General features: G+C 57.4%; 18 protein-coding genes and 1 tRNA gene. 12 read left to right on the top strand and 7 right to left on the bottom strand.

Annotated features, from left to right (window positions below):
- Genes AC13CN_RS05805 through AC13CN_RS05795 form a run of 3 tightly spaced genes read right to left on the bottom strand, consistent with a single transcriptional unit; the run spans nucleotide 1 to nucleotide 4,062 of the window.
- Nucleotides 1–810 (bottom strand): SDR family NAD(P)-dependent oxidoreductase, encoded by an 810-nt coding sequence (locus tag AC13CN_RS05805; protein WP_474188412.1) that lies wholly within the window; start codon nucleotides 808–810, stop codon nucleotides 1–3.
- A complete protein-coding gene (locus tag AC13CN_RS05800; RefSeq protein WP_483053064.1) occupies nucleotides 807–2,042 on the bottom strand; it encodes a capsule biosynthesis protein in 1,236 nt (411 codons plus the stop codon). The genes AC13CN_RS05805 and AC13CN_RS05800 overlap by 4 nt, the downstream gene beginning before the upstream one ends.
- A gap of 1 nt (nucleotide 2,043) precedes the next feature.
- A complete protein-coding gene (locus tag AC13CN_RS05795) occupies nucleotides 2,044–4,062 on the bottom strand; it encodes a capsular polysaccharide biosynthesis protein (protein ID WP_483053063.1) in 2,019 nt (672 codons plus the stop codon).
- Between the two features lie 226 nt (nucleotides 4,063–4,288).
- Here AC13CN_RS05795 and AC13CN_RS05790 point away from each other — a divergent pair, with 226 nt between their 5' ends.
- Nucleotides 4,289–6,304, top strand: coding sequence for a sensor domain-containing diguanylate cyclase (locus AC13CN_RS05790; RefSeq protein WP_483053062.1), 2,016 nt, complete (start codon nucleotides 4,289–4,291; stop codon nucleotides 6,302–6,304).
- Here AC13CN_RS05790 and AC13CN_RS05785 read toward each other — a convergent pair.
- A complete protein-coding gene (locus AC13CN_RS05785) occupies nucleotides 6,301–6,546 on the bottom strand; it encodes an EAL domain-containing protein (protein ID WP_276325990.1) in 246 nt (81 codons plus the stop codon). The two genes, AC13CN_RS05790 and AC13CN_RS05785, sit on opposite strands and share 4 nt — an antisense overlap.
- Before the next feature lie 90 nt (nucleotides 6,547–6,636).
- Here AC13CN_RS05785 and AC13CN_RS05780 point away from each other — a divergent pair, with 90 nt between their 5' ends.
- Entirely contained in the window at nucleotides 6,637–7,584 is a 948-nt protein-coding gene (locus tag AC13CN_RS05780) for an AEC family transporter (RefSeq protein WP_044629048.1), read from the top strand.
- A gap of 65 nt (nucleotides 7,585–7,649) precedes the next feature.
- Nucleotides 7,650–7,726, top strand: a tRNA-Arg gene (locus AC13CN_RS05775).
- A gap of 31 nt (nucleotides 7,727–7,757) precedes the next feature.
- On the opposite strand, the gene AC13CN_RS05770 is transcribed toward AC13CN_RS05775, so the two are convergent.
- Complete coding sequence (locus AC13CN_RS05770) at nucleotides 7,758–7,829, bottom strand: hypothetical protein (protein ID WP_228219860.1); 72 nt, start codon at nucleotides 7,827–7,829, stop codon at nucleotides 7,758–7,760.
- A gap of 537 nt (nucleotides 7,830–8,366) precedes the next feature.
- Here AC13CN_RS05770 and AC13CN_RS05765 point away from each other — a divergent pair.
- The 3 genes from AC13CN_RS05765 to AC13CN_RS05755 all read left to right on the top strand — a co-directional run bounded on the left by AC13CN_RS05765 (nucleotide 8,367) and on the right by AC13CN_RS05755 (nucleotide 12,151).
- Nucleotides 8,367–10,097 carry a GGDEF domain-containing protein gene (locus AC13CN_RS05765; RefSeq protein ID WP_483053061.1) on the top strand — a complete coding sequence of 577 codons (1,731 nt, stop codon included), beginning with the start codon at nucleotides 8,367–8,369 and terminating at the stop codon, nucleotides 10,095–10,097.
- Between the two features lie 249 nt (nucleotides 10,098–10,346).
- Nucleotides 10,347–11,165 carry a methyltransferase domain-containing protein gene (locus tag AC13CN_RS05760; RefSeq protein ID WP_483053060.1) on the top strand — a complete coding sequence of 273 codons (819 nt, stop codon included), beginning with the start codon at nucleotides 10,347–10,349 and terminating at the stop codon, nucleotides 11,163–11,165.
- On the top strand, nucleotides 11,162–12,151 hold the full coding sequence (locus tag AC13CN_RS05755; protein WP_483053059.1) for a methyltransferase: 990 nt from the start codon (nucleotides 11,162–11,164) through the stop codon (nucleotides 12,149–12,151). The genes AC13CN_RS05760 and AC13CN_RS05755 overlap by 4 nt, the downstream gene beginning before the upstream one ends.
- Nucleotides 12,152–12,183: 32 nt before the next feature.
- Here AC13CN_RS05755 and greB read toward each other — a convergent pair whose 3' ends face one another.
- Complete coding sequence (gene greB / locus AC13CN_RS05750) at nucleotides 12,184–12,726, bottom strand: transcription elongation factor GreB (RefSeq protein ID WP_483053058.1); 543 nt, start codon at nucleotides 12,724–12,726, stop codon at nucleotides 12,184–12,186.
- Between the two features lie 196 nt (nucleotides 12,727–12,922).
- Between greB and AC13CN_RS05745 the strand changes: the two genes are divergently transcribed.
- From AC13CN_RS05745 to cysN, 6 genes are all read left to right on the top strand, one after another.
- The gene (locus tag AC13CN_RS05745) at nucleotides 12,923–13,567 is read left to right on the top strand and encodes a TRAP transporter TatT component family protein (RefSeq protein ID WP_089674819.1); all 645 of its coding nucleotides are present in this window, start codon (nucleotides 12,923–12,925) and stop codon (nucleotides 13,565–13,567) included.
- A gap of 107 nt (nucleotides 13,568–13,674) precedes the next feature.
- Nucleotides 13,675–14,322, top strand: coding sequence for an NUDIX domain-containing protein (locus tag AC13CN_RS05740; protein ID WP_058576389.1), 648 nt, complete (start codon nucleotides 13,675–13,677; stop codon nucleotides 14,320–14,322).
- 12 nt (nucleotides 14,323–14,334) lie between these two features.
- Nucleotides 14,335–14,781 carry a DUF1249 domain-containing protein gene (locus tag AC13CN_RS05735; RefSeq protein ID WP_044629055.1) on the top strand — a complete coding sequence of 149 codons (447 nt, stop codon included), beginning with the start codon at nucleotides 14,335–14,337 and terminating at the stop codon, nucleotides 14,779–14,781.
- Nucleotides 14,782–14,808: 27 nt separating this feature from the next.
- The gene (locus AC13CN_RS05730) at nucleotides 14,809–15,543 is read left to right on the top strand and encodes a phosphodiesterase (protein WP_054641016.1); all 735 of its coding nucleotides are present in this window, start codon (nucleotides 14,809–14,811) and stop codon (nucleotides 15,541–15,543) included.
- 115 nt (nucleotides 15,544–15,658) lie between these two features.
- A complete protein-coding gene (gene cysD, locus AC13CN_RS05725) occupies nucleotides 15,659–16,618 on the top strand; it encodes a sulfate adenylyltransferase subunit CysD (protein ID WP_172416297.1) in 960 nt (319 codons plus the stop codon).
- Nucleotides 16,618–18,063, top strand: a complete 1,446-nt coding sequence (cysN, locus tag AC13CN_RS05720; RefSeq protein WP_058576392.1) for a sulfate adenylyltransferase subunit CysN — start codon at nucleotides 16,618–16,620, stop codon at nucleotides 18,061–18,063. Before cysD ends, cysN begins: the two co-directional genes overlap by 1 nt.
- A 154-nt stretch (nucleotides 18,064–18,217) precedes the next feature.
- Here the strand turns inward: cysN and AC13CN_RS05715 are convergent, their stop codons facing one another.
- Nucleotides 18,218–19,033: an ABC transporter substrate-binding protein gene (locus AC13CN_RS05715; protein ID WP_089674822.1), complete on the bottom strand. Its 816-nt coding sequence runs from the start codon at nucleotides 19,031–19,033 to the stop codon at nucleotides 18,218–18,220.
- Nucleotides 19,034–19,053 lie beyond the last annotated feature (20 nt).

The raw sequence follows: 19,053 nt of genomic DNA, 5'->3' as shown, positions 1-19,053 counted from the left end.
TTACCGGCCTCCTACATGATCGAAACCCAGTCGTTTGATGAGCCACTGCGACACGCCTGCTGGCAAGACGGCCAGCCACCAAGTGCCGAAGTTGAGCGGAAACGGGAAGCTGACTCGCGCACGGTTGGCGCGAATGCCACGAATGATCACTTTGGCGGCTCGTTCGGGTGGCCACTCAAAGGGCTTGGGGCCAGGCATGGCATTGCACATGGGGGAGGTGACGTAGCCGGGCATGACGACCGTTACCCCGATGCCGCAGGGGGCGAGCAAGCCGCGCAAGGCTTCGCCATACGCTTTGATGCCCGCTTTGCTGGCACTGTACGTGGGCGTGCTGGGTAGTCCATGCCAACCTGCCAGTGAGCTAATGAATACCAGTTGGCCGCTACCCCGTGCGCGCATGGCGGGTACCAAGTGCTGCGCCATGGCAATGGGGGTGGTGAGGTTGATGTTCAGCAAGGCTTGAACATCGGCCCAGGGCTCGAGCTCGCCCAACTGCTCAGGATGTGTGTTCTTGCCTGCGTTGGCGATCACGATATCCGGCAACTGCTCGGCACGGAGTGTGGTGATCCACTGCGCTAGTGCCTCCTCATCAGTGAGGTTGATGGAGGAGAGCGACACGTCAGCCCCTTTTTCTCGACAGGCGTTAGCCACGTCCTCTAAGGCGCTGACGTTGCGTCCATGCAGAATCAGATGCGTCTGGGGCGTCGCATACGCCTTGGCGAGCGCTCCGCCGATGGCCCCCGTGGCGCCGGTAATCAGCACGCGGCGTGTGTGTGGTGTCTTTGTCGAGTACGTTGCATCAACACTCACAGCAGCTTCTCCAGAGGGGATGGGCAGGCCTCTAATATGTGCGCAGCATTATTGACCGCAAGATCGATACTGGGCTGGCAGTAAAAACCGCCGTTTACCTGGGCGGTATGCATCACGGTATTGCGAAAATAGCCGAACAATTCGGCACTGGGCGGTGGTGGCTGGTGCCAAAACTCCTCCAGCGCGCCTTCGTAGGTAAGCCCTGCCAGATTATAAATGGGGTCGCTGAGCGCAAAGGTAGGGCAGTGTGATTCCAGTGAGACGATGCCCACGGTACTGTTCACCGTGACGGTGCCCACTGCATGCTTGATCAGCGCATTCAGATCGCCGGACTCGAGGTACACGATGTGCCCATCCAAGCCGTAAAAGTCTGAGAGACGTTGAATGATGGAGGGGTAATCCACGAGTCCCATATCGAGCGGGTGGTTCTTGATGCACAGCAAGGCATCGCTTGGTGCATGTTCGGCAAACGAGCCCATCACGTGGTCCATGACCTCTTCCATGTTGGCGTAGGGAGAGTGGTCACGAATTTGCGCATCGGTATTTAGCTGTAACGGCAGCATGAAGTAGGGCTTGCCACTTCCGATCAATCGCTTAATCCGCGCTGCATCGCGTTTTTTCCACTGTTTGAGCAGCGTGAAGCGCTTTAGGTAGCCCGCATACTCCACCGGTGCGGTAATGGGCGCGTGGTTGCGATAGCGCGGTGCGACCAGGGGGTTCGCCAGACCGGCGACATGGTACGCCACATCGTGCATGGCGCGGATTTTAAACGATGAGCGAAAGCGTACTGGAGAGGGAAGCTCAGGTAACACTTTGCCCGTTTCATAAAACCAGGTGGGATCGCGAGGCAGCAGCGAGTGGCCGTTGACTCCCTCACGTTCCAGCGTGATCCAAAAGGGGCGGAAGTAGCCCTCTTCAAACACGTGGGTGCGAATGCCTGCGGCCGGGGCTTGGTCGACCGCTGGGCGGTGCACGGGACGCCGGTCGCCGAACAGGACTTGGTCGGTAATGCCGTAGCGTTGCCATAGAGAGGTGACGTAGGCGGGCAGCTCGCTCAGAGGGCCACGAAACAAGTGGCTATGGCTGTGCGTGCGCTGCCAATAGAGGAGGTCGCCCGCGTTGAAGTGTACTTTCACCACGCGGTGGCCGTCGTCGGTGAGGCGGCGGGCTAAGCGTTGGTAAAAGGGCGAGCAAACGCCTTGTAAGAATAAGAATGCGCGCTTCTGCTTCAACTCAATGGCTTCCAATCAACAAGTTACGATAGCAGCGATAAAGGCGCTGCTTCCATGTAAGTAGCGGTGTTTGTGCAGTAGATTGTTGTAACTTTGCCCGCTCCAATAGGCTGACGACGGTCTCGGCATTGCAAAGCTGACCAGAGGTGGGGTCGATGTAATTGGGGTACAGCAATAGCGTGCCAGCAACCAAGGCATCCAAGGTGAGTGTACGGTTACGCCTTGGGCAGTGCATGGCATCGTGCGTTAATCCCCAGCCTGCGTAAAATGGCAAACCATAGGTCGTCACTTGACGATGACGCAACAGGGCTTCAAAACCGGTCAGCGAGCTCATTGTATGCACGGCATCCACGCGCTCTAGCAAAGCGGTGATGTCGACGTGGCTGGCGTCCAAATCATACAGGCGTTTGGCATCAGTATCGAGTTTGCCTACTCGAGCCCCGCTGATCACATCAGGGTGTGCTTTGTAGATGATGAAAGCGTTCGGCTGAGATTGGCGCACGGCTTTTAGCAGCGCGCTATTGGTGCGGATCTTCGGTGAGCCGGTGGCGATGGACGCATCACTCTCGACTTGTCCCGGCACTAAAATGACCGTTCGATGATCGGGTAAGGCAACGTCAGCCGCCCCAGGCACGTTATATTTCGATAGCTTCAGGGTAACGAGGCGCTGGCGCAATTCGCCGGCCCTGGCCAGTAAGTCATCGCTAAATTCATGCTCGTTGAGCAGCGTTTCCAGGTCGCTTGGCTGACTGGGGTCGTAATAAATACCGTGGCGATCTATCACCAGTGACAAGGGTTGAGTGAGGTCGACACCCAGGCCTACCGAGCGGATAAAACCGTCTTCCATGCGCCAAAGATGAGGCAACAGTTCGCTGTGCTGCGTTTTGAAGGTGCCGTCGATACGGCTCGACCATACCAGCAGCCGTTGAGGCTCGACGGCTTGATGGGGGAGTCTCTTTTGATAACGAACGCGGGCAGCAGGGCCCAGAAAATCGCTGATAAAACGTCGCTTCCAAGAGGAGAAGCCGCAAGCGAGCCATGCGCCTCTCAACCGTTCTTGCTGACGCTTTTGGTCAGCGATGAGGTGTATCGTCTCTTCCAGCGTGGATGGCTGGCCCGTGTAGGGGTTAGCGTAACGGCAATTGCGAAGATAGGCTGCCGCGAATACTTCTGGTAATGTACGAGAACGCGTGCGCCGCGGGCAGGGGAGTTGGTCTTGGGTCAGGCCCCAGCCAGCATAGAAAGGGGTGCCAAAGCAGTGGACACGTTTGCCCGCCATAAGCGCTTCGAAGCCAAGCTGGCTAGTCACCACATAGACGTCGTCGACTTGGTCGAACAGGGCCCAGGGGTTGATATCTTCGCTGATGACCTGGCAGCGCGGGTGTTGAAGAGCGCTGGTAAGGTGCCCTTGCTTTTTACCCGCAATCACATCGGGATGAATTTTGACCAGCACTTTGGCCTGGGGGTGATAGGCCAGTGCGTGTTCCAGCATGGCTGAAAAACTGGCGGCGCTCGCGCCACCGTACTCGATGGATGCATCCCCCGCCGTTTGGTCGACCACTAACACGCTGGCGCCACTAGCGCTCAAAGGCTTGTCCGGCGCATGGTTATATTTCGATAAGCGATAACGCTTTAGTAAGGCGATGCAATGTTCGGCCCTGGATACTTCTTCCGACGAAAAGTCGGCGGTCGCTAGCCACTGCTCTAGGTCGCTGGGTCGTGAGGCGTCGTAATAAATGCCGCTGTAATCCACTACGAGACTATGCGGTTGGTAACCGGCACTACTAAGCCCTAAAGAGCGTAAAAAACCATCTTCCAGGGCGACGTAGGGAAGACGACGCTTGTTGGCGTAGCGCCTCGCTCGGCGGCTGGTAGGTTTCAACCCCCATCCAATGACGGCGTCTGGTTGGGCACTGAGGGGATGAAGCGGAAGGACGTCGTCGAATTCTCTTAAAAATGCGGCGAGTGGTGTGATGCTGCCAATGCCTTTAGAGGTGTAACCCGCCGTACGTTTTGCCATGGAGTGTGCCGAAATGTTTTGTCGGGTGGTTTGCGAGATAGGCGGCGAACATACGTGAAATAAGCGTGGTTATCAATTCGCACGCGCTTGGCTTAGAAAATAGCTAAGTTGATTTGTCTCAACGCGCACATTTCAGTTGTTTTTGATAAGTTATTTCTTTCGAGCCATGATAGCGTCTGAACTCGCGAGCCCCACTCAAGGAAAGTTAACGAAATAGGGTTTTCTGGTGCGCCTAGCCCCCCCGATCCATCGACTGATTACGTTTCGTTCGCTAAAAAGCCGGCTGCTGCTGGGGCTTTCCTGTGCGCTGGCCATCTTGGCAGGGGCCGTGCTGGGCATGGCGTGGCAGGTCGGCAAAATCATGGTGCACGAGACCAATATCGCCCACCTGCGCTATGAAGCCGATTTGCTGGCCGATGAGATTACTCAGCAGGTGAATCAGCGCATCACTGCGCTGGAGCTGTTGAGCAGCGCCATGGGGTCCGCCAACGAAACGAGTTGGTTATCGTATGAGCTGCAGAAAAACGATGCCTTGCTCTCCTGGTTCGATGGACTGATTGTGAGTGACGAGTATGGTGAGATCGTGGCGGACTGGCCCAGTGTGGTGGGGCGAGTGGGACTCGATACGGCAGAACTCGAGTATTTCAAGATGGTACGCGGTACACGCCGCCCTTATGTGAGCGAGCCTTTTATTGGTCGTGCAAGCGGCGCACCCATGGTGCTGATGATCGTACCTCGGCTGGACGAGGAGCGTCGTTTTGCCGGGTTCGTAGCGGGGATGGTGAGCCTGGACCGTAGCGGCCTGTTCAACCGATTGACCACGATTCGTTTGGGTGACCACGGCTTTGCGGCGGTTTCCACGGCGTCAGGCAAGATTCTTTACCACCCTGATTACGAGCTAGTGAATGCAGAAATCAGTCACGCCCAGCGCAATGCCCTGCTGGACCTGGCGCTGGATGGCTGGCAAGGCGAGGGGGGCAGCGAGCTGGCCGACGGGCGCTCCAGCCTGCAAGCATATGCGCAAGTGTGGCCAGCCAACTGGGTCGTTGGGCTCTATTTGCCCACCGAGCAGGCGCAGCTTCCGCTTTCGGGCTTCATCTCCAAGCTGTTTGGTATCTGGCTGGTGATTTCCCTGTTGATGATGCCGCTGCTGTGGTGGTTGCTGGCGCGTATTCTCAAGCCCCTGGAGCATCTCGAACGCCAGATTGGTGAAGTAGGGGCTGGGCGGCGCTCGCAGTTGGCCCTGGCCACGGGGATGCAGGAGCTACAGCAGGTCGCCACTACGTTCAACCGGGTGGAAGGGGAACGCCAGCAGTTGGTGGGCCATTTGCAGGAGCGTGAGGCATTTCTCGATTCTGTGCTGAGTGCCACGCCTCAGGGCATGTTCGTGGCCAACTTCGGTGGCAAGATCACCTACATGAACCCTGCGCTTTTGCAGATGCTGAGCATTTCAGCCGATACTCCGATGGAGCAGTGGCTGACACAGATTCACGCGGATGAACGTGAAGGGGCGCGTGATATGTGGCTGCACAGCTTGAATAGCGGCAGTGATTTCGTGCGCCAGCTGCGTTTTCTGCGCAGCGACGGCGAAACGCTGTGGCTGGATATTCACGCCCGGGTGGTGATGTTGACCCAAGGCGGCCACTCCTTGGGGTTGGTCGGTGTGGTGAAGGACATTACCGAGCGGCGCCAGCAAGAGGCGTTGCAGCGCTGGGAGGCAGAGCACGACCCGTTGACGGGGTTGCTCAATCGACGTGGATTCGAGCGCCGGTTGGAAGAGGCATTCGCCGACTTCCAGAAGACCAGCACGCCCTCTGCGCTGCTTCTCTTCGATCTGGACCATTTCAAGCCTATCAACGATGAGGGCGGCCACGCGCTGGGAGACGAGATGCTCCGCCGTATCGCTCAAATCGTGGCCTGGGAAGTGCGTGGCAGTGACCATGTGGCGCGCCAAGGGGGAGATGAGTTTGCCGTGCTGCTGCCCAGCTGTACGCTGGGACAGGCCGAACGTATCGCAGAGTCGTTGCGTCAATCGGTGAGTGAGGTGACCGTGACCCATGAGGGCAAAGAGTACAGCGTGACGCTCAGCATCGGCGTGACGACCTTCGATGAATGCGACGAAACGGTGGATGTGGCGATTTCCCGGGCAGATGCGGCCAGTTATGAAGCCAAAGGGGAGGGGCGAGATGCCGTGGTGGTCAAATTGCCCGAACAGTTCGACCCCATAGAGCTATTCGGTTAAGACGCGTCTGGGAAACCTTCCCGCTGCCAAGTGATCAGCCACTGGGGGAGCGCTTCGGCGGGCCCGGGGCGCGCGAACTTCTTAGCCAAGAAGACGATACTCTCTACGATCGCACGATCATCTTCGCTCGCCAGCATATCGCGAACGAAGGCTCTATCGACTTTGATCAACTGCACCGGCAGGCGGCGAAAGTACGCCAGCGACGAGTAGCTGGTGCCGAAATCGTCCAGCGCCACGTCGATCCCCAGCCGTTGACAGACTGTCTAGCGAGTCGACAAATCTCAGTCAACGGTAGAGTATAAGAGGATGCTGATTCGACTGAGAGCGCCTTCGTGGACTTACTTGAACTCTTTACACGCACCCTAGACGTTACCCTGCCTGTTTTTGCCATGGTGTTCATCGGGATTGCCTTGAAGCGCCTGGGCTGGATCGATAGTGCCTTCATTTCGACCGCCTCGTCTCTCGTGTTCAAAGCCACACTGCCCACGCTGATCTTTCTCAGCCTAGTCAAAGCTGACTTGAGCGTTGCTCTAGATGTGCCGTTGCTGCTCTTTTTTGCCCTCGCCACGTTGGGCCAGTTTTTGCTGAGTTGGGGTTGGGCGCACCTGCGCGTGCCAAGAGCCGACCGTGGCATTTATGTTCAAGGAGCATTTCGCGGAAATTGTGGGGTCGTAGGCTTGGCCTTGGCGGCGGGCATGTACGGCAATTATGGGTTATCCGCCGGTAGTTTGCTGCTGGGGGTGGTGATCGTGATGTATAACGCGCTCTCCGTTGTTGCTTTGGCAGCCTATCAGCCCGGCCAAGCGACCGATTGGCGGAGTTTGCTGGGTCATATTATTAAAAATCCGCTGATTCTTTCGGTGTTCGCTGCGCTCCCTTTTACCGCTTTCTCGGTGTCACTGCCCAGCTGGGTGATGACCTCGGGTAATTACTTTGCCTCGCTCACGCTACCGCTCGCGTTGATATGCATCGGCGCAACGCTATCGGTATCCAGCATGCGAGAGGGAAGCCAAGTGGCGCTCAGCGCCAGCAGTATGAAAATGGTGATTTTACCCGTGCTTTCCACATTGGCTGCGTGGCTGATGGGGTTTTCAGGGAATCAGCTCGGCCTACTGTTTCTTTTCTTTGCCAGCCCCACTGCTGCCGCCAGCTTCGTGATGGTCAAAGCGATCAATGGGAACGTGGCCTTGGCCGCTAATATCATCGCCATGACCACGCTCATGGCCAGCGTGACCGTGACACTGGGTATCTTCGCTCTTCGCCTGCTCGGTTGGATATGACCTCTGCCGATGCAAAACCGCGGTTGGCCGGGGCGGATCAAACCGCTATACTATGCGCCCCGTAAGTCCCTGTAGCTCAGTAGGATAGAGCAGCCGCCTCCTAAGCGGCAGGTCGCAGGTTCGACTCCTGCCAGGGACGCCAAACGCCCCCATATCTTCTTCATTTCTAACCACTAGCGCGGCGCGCCTAGCGTTTGCACCCAGTAGTGCGTAAATCGCGCGTCACTATCTTCTGCATGCGCCATGCCCATATCGGTAAAGGCATCGTTCATGAGGTTGCGGCAGTGGTGAGCGAGCAGCTCCAAGTAAGGGAGCTAGCGGCACCGAAAGAATGTTCACCGCATTGGCGGGCTTGGCCTCGAGCTTGGTTGACGCGGTCCAACATCGTTTGCTGCCGTTCGGTGGGAGCGCACGCTGGCTTTCCAGTACTCACCCATTTCTACTTTTTGCCTGCCACCAATTTCTCCATATCCAGCAGATCGTTGATGAGCGTGGCAAGCCGCTGCACGTTGCGCTGGGTGGCAGCTGCGGCGTATTGCGTCAGCCTGGGCGGCGAGCGCCTCACCCGCGAAAGTGCTTTGGGAACGGGGCGTTACTGTCGACTGCCGGATCGAAAACGAGTGGCATTTATATCGAACAGAGCGATTGGATAATGATTAACGCCACCAACGATAGGCGTTTGAAACGCATCAAACGTGCTATCAACGCAATTTTGAGTGTATAAGGTTAGCGTTAATAAAAAAATAGGGTGAGCTGGTGGGGCACGCCAGCTAGGGGATCGGATGGGTACGTTCAACGTCTTGTTGCGCTTTTTATGCGTAGGAATAATGGCTGGCTTGCTGTTGCTGTCCGGTTCTTTGGCCTACGCTAGCGCGCCTGCACCGCTGACCGATTGGGAGTATCGCTGGGGAGATGCTCCTTTAGAAGATGACGCGCCTTGGAGCCCCATCGATTTTCCTTCTAACCCACCGGAGCGCAACGGCCAGAAGTCTGTTTGGTTTAAAACGGTCTTGCCAGAGGGGGAGTGGCGTGACCCGGTGTTGCACATTACCAGCATTAACTTGGTGGGGCAGATCTACCTCGATGGCACGCTGATTTATCAGCATGGCGATATGGAGGCACCTCGTTTCATCGGTTGGCCGTGGCATTTGGTTCCGCTGCCGGAGAATTCGGCGGGCAAGACGCTGGCGCTGCGTATCCACTCCGATTACACCAGCATCGGGCTGTGGGGCGATGTAGAGATCACCGATCGTATCGATGCGCTGAAGGGGATGCTCCACGCTTCGGTACAGGACCTTGCGGTGAGTGCCTTCAGCCTGCTACTGGCGACGTTGGCAGCGATTTTTGCCATGATTGGGCCTGAGCGTCGGGGCTTTTTCGCCATCGCGCTGTTTGCGTTTTCGTCAGGGTTGATGCTGTTGGCAGAGACCCCCGTTCGGCAGCTGTTGGCAGACGCGCCGCTTACCTGGGACATTTTAAGAGCCGCCAGCTACTTTACACTGCCCATTGCCATAGGCTTGTTGCTGAGCCACTGGTTGGAGGGTGTACCAAAGCGCTGGATGAGGCGTTTATGGCAGCTCCATTTGGCGTACCTCGTGGTTTCGATTGGTCTGGTCGCACTTGGCGTGGTGAACTTGGCACTGACGTTCCCCATATTCGATGTGCTGCTGTTGCTCACGCTCCCCCTCATGCTTCTGCTGGCGCTGCTGCGGGTGCGTCGTTTGAATTTGGAGCAGCGGCTGTTCGTCACTAGTTTCCTGCTGTTTGCGCCACTTCTGTTGCTGGACATGTTGGTGGCGCACGAGCTGATACCTCGGCGCGACGTGCCACTGAGCTATGGGGCGTTGGGCTTCTCTTTGGCTATCGTGGGGATTTCGCTGTGGCACTACCGTCATACGCAGCGTCAGCTTGCTTCGGCCAACCAGACGCTAGAAGCACAGGTGAAGGCGCGGACAGCAGAGCTAGATACCTTGGTCGAGCAGCTCAAGGGGCTCTCGCTTCAGGATGCCCTGACCGGTCTCAATAACCGTCGCCATTTCGACGCCTTGCTACATCAGGAAATGGCGCTCGCGCAGCGTAAGGGAAGCCTGCTTTCGCTGCTGATGATCGATATCGATCATTTCAAGAAAGTGAACGATAACTTTGGCCACGACGCTGGCGATGCCGTTTTGATCGAGGTCGCGGCGCTGTTAAAGAAGCATTTTCGCGGTACGGACGTGGTGTGCCGGTTGGGGGGCGAGGAGTTCGTCGCACTCCTACCGGGCACCGGAGCGGCCGAGGCCCAAACGCGTGCCGAGAAACTGCTGAAGGCACAGCGTAACCAAGCGTTGAGTCACCTTCATCAGCCGCTTGGACGCATTACGCTCTCTTGCGGAATCGCCACGTATCCAGCTCACACCATGGACCCTAAAAGGCTACTGCGCTTAGCCGACACGGCGTTGTACAAAGCTAAGAATAACGGCCGCGACCGTTGTGAAGTATGGGAAGGAGCCGTGTCGTCCAGCGAGCAGTAGCTAGCGGCTATGATGCTCAGCATATACGTAATGGTGAGCGTAAAGAGAAAAAAGCCGTTGGCAGCTGCCAGCGGTGGTGCAAGCCGCCAAAGTGCTGCCCTCCAAACAGTCGTCTGCGGGTGAGTGGGAGCAGTTCTAGTCCTGCTGTGACCATCGCGCCTTGGACTGCTCAACCATGCTGCCTGGGGTGCGATTTTCCTGACGATAACGGGTAAACTAGCGCCCCTTTAAACTGTGGTGGCTAGAGGCATGCACCCGACCTACGAATTAACCGACGCTGGCGACCGCTACTTTGATGGCTTGGCAGATAAGTTCTCTCGCTCGCTCTACCAAGCACCCCGGGGCGAGCTGCGCCTCGCGATGCTGGATTATCTTCTGCCGCAAATGCTGCACTTACAGGCTCAGCCGGTGCTGGATGTCGGCGGTGGGTTGGGGCAGCTCTCCGGTTGGTTCGCGGCACGCGGTCACACTATCAGCATGGCAGAGCCTTCCCACGATATGCTGGCCCACGCTAAGGCGTGGCACGCTGAGCAGGAAGCCGCTGCGGTGTGGCCTCCGGGGCAGCTTCGCTATGTGGAAGCTCCTCTACAGGCGCTGACGAGCCAAGCCCCCGGCCCCTGGCCGCTGATCACCTGCCACGCGGTATTGGAGTGGTTGGGCCATCCTGAGCAAGCGCTGCAAACCCTGGAAACGCTGCTGGCGCCTGGTGGTCAACTCAGCCTGATGGTGTTTAACCGCGACGCGCTGCGCTTTTCTAATGTGGTGAAGGGCAACTATCAAAAAGCCTTGAGTGGCCAGTTAGAAGGCAAGGGCAAGCGCCAGCGCTTAACGCCGATCTCCCCAGTTACCCATGATGAGATTTGCCAGTGGGTGGGCCAGAACGGCTTACATATCGAGAGCGTTGCGGGCATCCGTATTTTTCAGGATTACGTGCGCCAGGCCCCAGAGAAGGCAAGCGATCAAGCAGCACTGCTAGCGCTTGAAAAGCAGTACTGCCAGCAAGACCCTCATTGGCGCTTAGGCCGCTATTTACTTTATACCGTTACCAAACCTGAGGCTGATGTATGAGTGCTCAACTGCCCACCTGCCAACTGCTTGAACGTTACTATGGGCAGGCCGCCCGGTTATGGCCTGTCGCACCCCCGGAAGATACATGGCTGTTAACCCACTCCGCCGCGATGGTGAGCGACAACGTCGCCCTGCGGCAGCAGTGGCAGGCCAGTGAGCGCCTAGCCGTTAGCCCTTTCGAGCCGTTCGACTACTTACCCGAGGGGCAGGTGGTACTGTTCTGGCCCAAAGCCCACCAGCTAGGCAAGTGGTGGCTTGAGTGGCTTTGCCACGTGCTGCCTGACAATACGCCGCTCGATATCGTCGGTGAGCACCAAGGGGGCATCAAACGTGTTCCCAAGATGCTAGACGAGCTGGGCATGAGCTGCGACAAGCTCGATAACGCCCGCCGCTGCTCGCTGTTTGCCACCCGCACGGTGAAAATGGAAGCGCCCGAAAGTGCCTGGCAAACCTTTGATGCCCTGGATATGCGCTTAGTGAGCCATCCTGGCGTGTTTGGCCATGGCAAAGTCGACGAGGGAACGCAGCTACTGCTGCAAGCCCTTGAAGAAACACTACCGAAAAAAACGCTGAAAGTGCTGGATATGGGCTGCGGCGACGGCATTATTAGCGCCTGGCTGGCTAAACGTGGCCATGCGGTCACGGCTGTCGATGTCAGCGCCTTCGCCGCCGAAGCCTGCCGCCGCACGCTGCGTGAGAACGCGCTGGAGGGCAGGGTGCTGGAGAGCGACGTTTACTCGGCGTTGGACGGCGAGCGTTTCGATGTCATCGTGAGTAACCCGCCGTTTCACCAGGAGCGAGACATCAGCTATGGCCCCAGCTCGCGCTTGATCGATCAAGCGGTAGAGCACCTCCAGGCAAAAGGGCAGTTGTGGCTAGTGGCCAATGCGTTTCTGCCCTATCCGGAGCGATTACAGCGCGCGCTGGGCGAGTTCGAGACGCTGTCGGACAACCGGCGTTTCCGCGTGTATCGCGCCGTCAACTAGTTGTCTTTGGCTGCTGCTCTTTGGCGTCGAGCTCATGGGCCGCTTGGCGTATCGTAGTGAATGGCCGTCACGGTATAGAACGTTTCGCCATTGGGGGTGAGCACCGTAACGTCGTCATCGACCTCTTTGCCCAGCAGTGCTTTCGCCATGGGAGCATCGATGCTAATCCAGCGTTTTTGGGTATCGAGCTCATCATGGCCCACGATCCGAAGCTGCAGGGCTTCGCCCTCCTCATCCTCCAAGCTTACGTACGCGCCAAAAAAGATTTTATCGGTGTTAGCGGGCAGACGATCCACTACCTGTAGCTCATCGAGCCGTTTGGTGAGATAACGAATGCGCGCAATGACACGGTTTAGCTCTTTCTTATTATAGGTGTAATCCGCGTTTTCGCTGCGGTCTCCAAGCGCGGCGGCTTCGCCCACTTTCGCTGATAGCTCAGGGCGTTTTACCCGCGAAAGGTGAGCCAAAATGCCGCGCAGACGGGCGGCACCTTCTGCAGTAATCAAATGACTTTTCGGTTCTTGGCGAGGATCTTTGGCCGGATCCCGCCAGCGGGTCATGTTGCGACCTTTCATAAGCCAATCTTCTCCTTAAGTGCCTTGTAAGGCTTTCCTACCAGGGCAACAAGCTTACGCTACGGGAAGGTTTTATAACAAAGTCGCGATTCTCTGGCGAATCATTCAAACGTTCGTTACATTGTCTAAGTAAGCCGATACTTGGCTTACAGAGCCTTATGAATACAGCCGTTACAACAACAAACCTGGAGTGACTATGCGCGCTATTCCATTTTCCCGCCTATTAATCGCCGCAGCCCTGGGCAGCACGCTGGCCCTGGCGCCTCTCAATGCCTCAGCATTTGAAGGGGAAGTTTTCTCGCTGAAAAACCGCTGGGAGCATACAGTAACGGAAATGCCTGCCAACCAGAGGGAAGAGACGCTAAAAGCGCTCGCCAGCGAAGCCGAACAGCTAGCAAGCCAGCATCCTAATGAAGCCGAGGTGCTGATTTGGCAGGGCATTGTGCTGGCCTCTTACGCCCGCGAGCGCGGCGGTTTGGGGGCTTTGGGTACGGCCGGTGACGCTCGTGATGTGCTGGAGCGTGCCATTGAGATCGACCCCACCGGTGGCAACGGCTCGGCCTATGTCACGCTGGGCGCATTATATGACCGTGCCCCAGGTCGCCCGCTGGGATTTGGTAACAGCGATACTGCCGAGCGCATGTTCCAGCGCGCGCTTGAGCTTCGCCCCGACGGCATCGACGTGAACTACTACTACGCGGCGTTTTTAAAAGAAGAGGGCAACACTCAGGCGGCACGGGAGCATGCCCAGCGCGCGGTGAACGGCACGGCCCGAGAGAATCGCCAAGTGTCAGATGAAGCGCTACGACGGGATGCCGAGGCTCTACTCAGCCAGCTCTAACGTAGCCAGTATCCTTTCGATGACGATGACACGCGGTTAATCACCGCATTGGCATTCCCGGTGGGCAGCATTGATAATAGTTCGATTGTTATCATCGGGAGTGCCGTATGGGCCCTACGCTTGGTCGTGATGATGTCGAACTCATCCAACGCGACACCCTTTATCAAGGTTTTTTTCGCCTAGAAGCACTGGAGTTGCGCCACCGGCTGTTTGAAGGCGGCTGGAGCGCTACTATGCGCCGAGAAGTGCATAACCGTTTCGATGCGGTGGGTGTGCTACTGTACGACCCGCACCGTGATGCCCTGGTACTCATCGAGCAGTTTCGCGCTGGGGCAATTGACGACCCTACCTCCCCCTGGAAATTAGAATTCGTGGCAGGCCTCGCCGATAAAGACGAGTCGCTGGAAGATGTTGCCCGACGCGAAGCCCTGGAAGAGGCCGGCTGCCAAGTAGGGCAGTTGACCAAATTGCACACCTATTATCCAAGCCCCGGCGCCTGTAATGAACGCGTGACGCTGTTTTGCGGGCTGGTAGATACCCACGGGCTAGGCGGGGTGTATGGGGTCGAAGATGAGCACGAAGATATCCGCGTGCACATTGTAACGTTTACCACCGCTTGGGAACTCCTAGAGCAGGGAAGACTCGACAACGCCATGTCTTTGATTGGGCTGCATTGGCTGGCGGGGCAGCGGGCATCGCTGCGTGCCGCGTCTCAACGCGCCGCCCTCTCGAATATTGACGCCAAGCGAATCTAGTAAGGAGTCATCATGGCAAGAGCCGCCTACGTCACCGATTTAAAAACCCTGCAGGGCGAATGTAGCGCTAACTATCTGCGCCTGCTGCGCCTAGTAGGGGATATGGAGAGCGGTCAGCGCCGTGATATCGCACTACGCAGCGACCATCAGCACTTTGGTGATCTGCATTTAGCGATACTGCAGGAAGCCCCCTATACCACCCTGGTGGAAGTGACCCAGAGCGGGCCGCTGGACGCAGTGATCGAAGGCCCGCGCATGCGCGTACATCTCTACCATGATGTGCGTATGGCGGAAGTGGTCGACTTTCAACGCGAGCGCCATTTTAGCGGCCGCTATCGCTACCCCAATGCCCGCATGCACCAGCCGGATGAAAAGCTGCAGCTCAACTGCTTCCTGGGTGAGTGGTTGGCCCACGGGCTGGCCCACGGCCATGCTGTGGACATGCCCGAATTGCGTTGATGGAATGTCGTTAATGGAGCTACTGTCATGAGGCTGATTCAAATCACCGATTCCCATCTTTATGCCGATAAGCAGGCACGCTCCCGGGCGGGAATTCCCTGGCAGCAGTTTCAGCGTGTGCTGGAGGCTGTGATTACTGAACGACCCGATGTCGTCGTGTTCACGGGTGATATCAGTCAGGATGAAACCGCCGCTTCCTACGCCCTTGCTTGCGAGGCGCTTTCGGCGCTGCCATGCCCGTGGTTCTGGATTGCTGGCAACCATGACCAGCCAGAGCTGATGGCCGCCGAACATCCGCTGTTAGAGGAAGTGGACTTGGAGCAATGGCGCTTACTGCTGCTCAACACCCAGGTAGTGGGCAAACCCCACGGCGAGCTGGGGAGTGTTGCCTTAAGCGCTTTGGCAGAACGGCTTGAGCAAGACGACCGGCCAACCCTTATTGCCATGCACCACCCGCCTGTGGACGTAGGTGCTGCCTGGATGGATGCCATTGGCTTGCAAGACCGCGACGCTTTTTGGCAGTTACTCAGTGCCTATCCGCAGGTGAAAATGATTCTGTTTGGTCATGCTCACCAAGCCTACGCCCAGCATCATCAAGCAGCTGGTACCGATATTGGTGTCTACGGTTGCCCCGCCATGGCTGACCAGTTTTTGCCGGGAGCGGAGCAGTTTGCTATCGATGAAGCCTCACGCCCTGGCTATCGTGTGGTCGATTTCAACGCTCACGAGTGGCAGACCTGGATTGAGCGTGTGGTTGTCTAAAGAGTCTGTTAGGCGTTATGGGTATAAAAAGATAGTTATTAATTCTTTTGGGTTATTATTGGCATAGCGTTACCCTACCCATAAAAGCAAGCACCGTTTTGTGAGGGAGTAGGTAATGAACCAGTTTTCTGCGCCGTCGGCGGCGACGCAAGAGGTGCCCATCGCACCGGATGCCGCCCGACTGACCCACCTGAAGCAGCTCGAAGCCGAGTCGATCCATATCATCCGGGAAGTGGCGGCTGAGTTCAGCAACCCGGTGATGATGTACTCCATCGGTAAAGACTCCTCGGTGATGCTGCACCTAGCGCGTAAAGCCTTTTACCCTGGCACGCCGCCGTTTCCGTTGATGCACGTGGACACCACCTGGAAATTCCGCGAAATGATCGCTTTCCGTGACCGTATGGCGGAAGAGGCGGGCATGGAACTGATTGTGCACACCAACGAAGAGGGGCGGGCAGCTAACATCAACCCCTTTGATCACGGTAGCGCGAAGTATACTGACATTATGAAAACCCAGGCGCTCAAGCAGGCGCTGGACAAGTATGGGTTTGATGCTGCCTTCGGCGGTGCGCGTCGTGACGAAGAAGCCTCCCGTGCCAAAGAGCGCGTCTACTCCTTCCGCGACAAGTACCACCGTTGGGATCCCAAAAACCAGCGCCCTGAGCTTTGGAACGTCTATAACGCCAAGGTCAATAAAGGCGAATCGATTCGCGTCTTCCCGCTTTCCAACTGGACCGAGCTGGATATTTGGCAGTACATCTACCTTGAGTCGATTCCGATTGTGCCGCTGTACTACTCCGCCAAGCGCCCGGTGGTTGAGCGCGACGGTATGCAGATCATGGTGGACGATGACCGCCTTCCATTGGCCCCAGGCGAGGTGCCGGAGGAGAAGTGGGTGCGTTTTAGAACCCTTGGCTGCTACCCGCTCACCGGCGCGGTGGAATCCACGGCAGCAACGCTACCGGAAATTATCCAAGAGATGCTGTTGACCAAAACCAGTGAGCGCAGCGGCCGTGCCATCGACCACGATCAGGCCGGCTCCATGGAGAAGAAAAAGCGTGAGGGGTACTTCTAATGGCGCACCAGTCAACGTTAATTGCCGATAACATTGAGCAATACCTGCACGAGCACGAAAACAAAGACCTGCTGCGCTTTATTACCTGCGGCAGCGTCGACGATGGTAAATCCACCCTGATCGGGCGGCTGCTTCACGACTCCAAGATGATCTTTGAAGATCAGCTGGCGGCGATCACCAAGGCCTCTAAAACCAGCGGTACCACAGGGGATGCGGTGGATCTTGCTTTGTTGGTGGATGGTCTGCAGTCCGAGCGCGAGCAGGGCATCACCATCGATGTGGCCTACCGTTTCTTCTCGACGGAGAAGCGCAAGTTCATTATTGCCGATACCCCTGGGCATGAGCAGTACACCCGTAACATGGCGACCGGTGCCTCCACCGCAAGCTTGGCGATTATTCTGATCGACGCGCGCTACGGCGTGCAGACCCAGACACGCCGCCACAGTTTCATTGCCGACCTACTGGGCATTCAGCACTTAGTCATTGCGGTCAACAAGATGGATTTGGTGGGCTTCTCAGAAGCGCGCTTTAACGAGATTGTCGAGGAGTACCGGGCGTTCGCTAAGAACCTGCAAGCCCCGGATATCCGCTTCGTGCCGATGTCGGCACTCAACGGCGACAACGTGGTCAACCCCAGCGAGCAAACGCCCTGGTACTTTGACGATAGCCAGCGCTACGGAGGCAAAACGCTGATCGAGCTGCTGGAAAGCGTCGAAATCAGCCGCGATCAAAACCTCACCGACCTGCGTTTGCCGGTACAGTACGTTAACCGCCCGAACCTGGATTTCCGTGGCTACTGCGGTACGCTCTCGGCAGGCGTGTTGCGCCCTGGCCAGGCGGTCAAAGCGCTGCCGTCGGGTAAAACATCCCGCGTGGCCCGCATTGTCACGTTTGATGGCGATTTAGACGCGGCGTACCCAGGCCAAGCGATTACCGTCACTCTGGAAGATGAGATTGATATCTCCCGTGGCGACTGGATCGTGAGCGCCGATGCTGAAATTCCGCTCTCTAACGTGTTCAACGCTGATATCGTGTGGATGCATGAAGACGCTCTCACGCCCGGCAAGCTCTACGACATCAAGCTCGCCACCCGCGACTTAGCGGGGCAGGTGAGTGCCATTGAGTACCAGATTGACGTTAATACGCTGGAAAAGCACGCTACCGATTCACTGGGGCTGAACGCCATCGCCCGCTGCGAGGTGGAGTTAACGGCGTCCATTCCGGTAGACGACTACCGTACTAGCCCGGGTACCGGCAGTTTTATCGTGATTGACCGTTTGACCAACGTGACGGTAGGTGCCGGTATGATTCGCGGCGTGGCTAACGCCCGTGAACAGGCCGCTACCACCGATTGGGCCGCCTTTGAGCGTGACCTGAACGCGCTGGTACGCAAGCACTTCCCCCATTGGGAAGCAAAGGATGTTCGCGAATTGCTGAGCCGCTGAGCTGACGCCGCGTTATCTAAATCATAGCCCTAGAATCATAGTCCTAAAACCATAGTCATAAAACAAGGCCTGCTGCACTTGGTGCAGCAGGCCTTGTTGCGTTTGCCTCAGTGGCGGTGTATGCCAATACCGCCAAAGGCTCTTCTGCAAAAGACTACTTGGCGTTAGGGAAAAACAGCTGTTGGCCGCCTACCTCGAAGTCAGCAATCGCCTGCTGACCCTCCTCAGAGACGAGCCACTGGTGCCACTGAGCGGCTAAATCATGCTTTAAGTGCGGGTGGCGTTCTTCCGAGAGCAGCAGGCTGCCGTACTGGTTAAACAGCGCTTCGTCACCTTCGAACAGCAGCGTGAGGTTTTGCGGATTATCGAACGCGACCCAGGTGGCGCGGTCGGTAAAGGTGTAGGCGTCCATACCCGCAGCGGTGTTTAGGGTCGGGCCCATGCCACTGCCCAGCTCGCGGTACCAGTCGCCTTGGGGTGTCACGCCCGCATCTTCCCACAAACGCAGTTCGGCGCGGTTCGTGCCGCTGTCATCGCCTCGTGAGGCAAATGGTGACCCGCTCTCGGCGATACGCGCAAAGGCGTCTGCCACGCTCTCGCTGTCGCTAATGCCTGCCGGGTCGTCGCTGGGGCCTACGATCACGAAGTCGTTATACATGACGTCTAAACGCTCCGTGGCGTAACCGTCCGCCACGAACTGCTCCTCGCCTGCCGTATCGTGTACCAGTAGGCTGTCAGCATCACCACGGCGGCCGATCTCAAATGCTTGCCCGGTGCCGACGGCCACCACGCGCACGTCGATGCCGGTGGCCTCGGTGAACGTGGGGATAATGGCATCGAACAGCCCTGAGTTCTCGGTGGACGTCGTGGAGGCGAGGGTAATGAAGTCGTCATCCGCGAGTGGCGAAGCACTCCAGGCCAAGGCGGTCGTGCATACGCTGGCGGTGATAAGCGTGGTCGTTGTCTTCACGGTCTGCTCCTTTGGGTGTT

The sequence above is a fragment of the Vreelandella sp. L-25 genome (assembly GCF_056857535.1).
The sequence above is the reverse complement of the archived record's forward strand: the minus strand, read 5'-3'. Positions and strand labels throughout refer to the sequence as shown.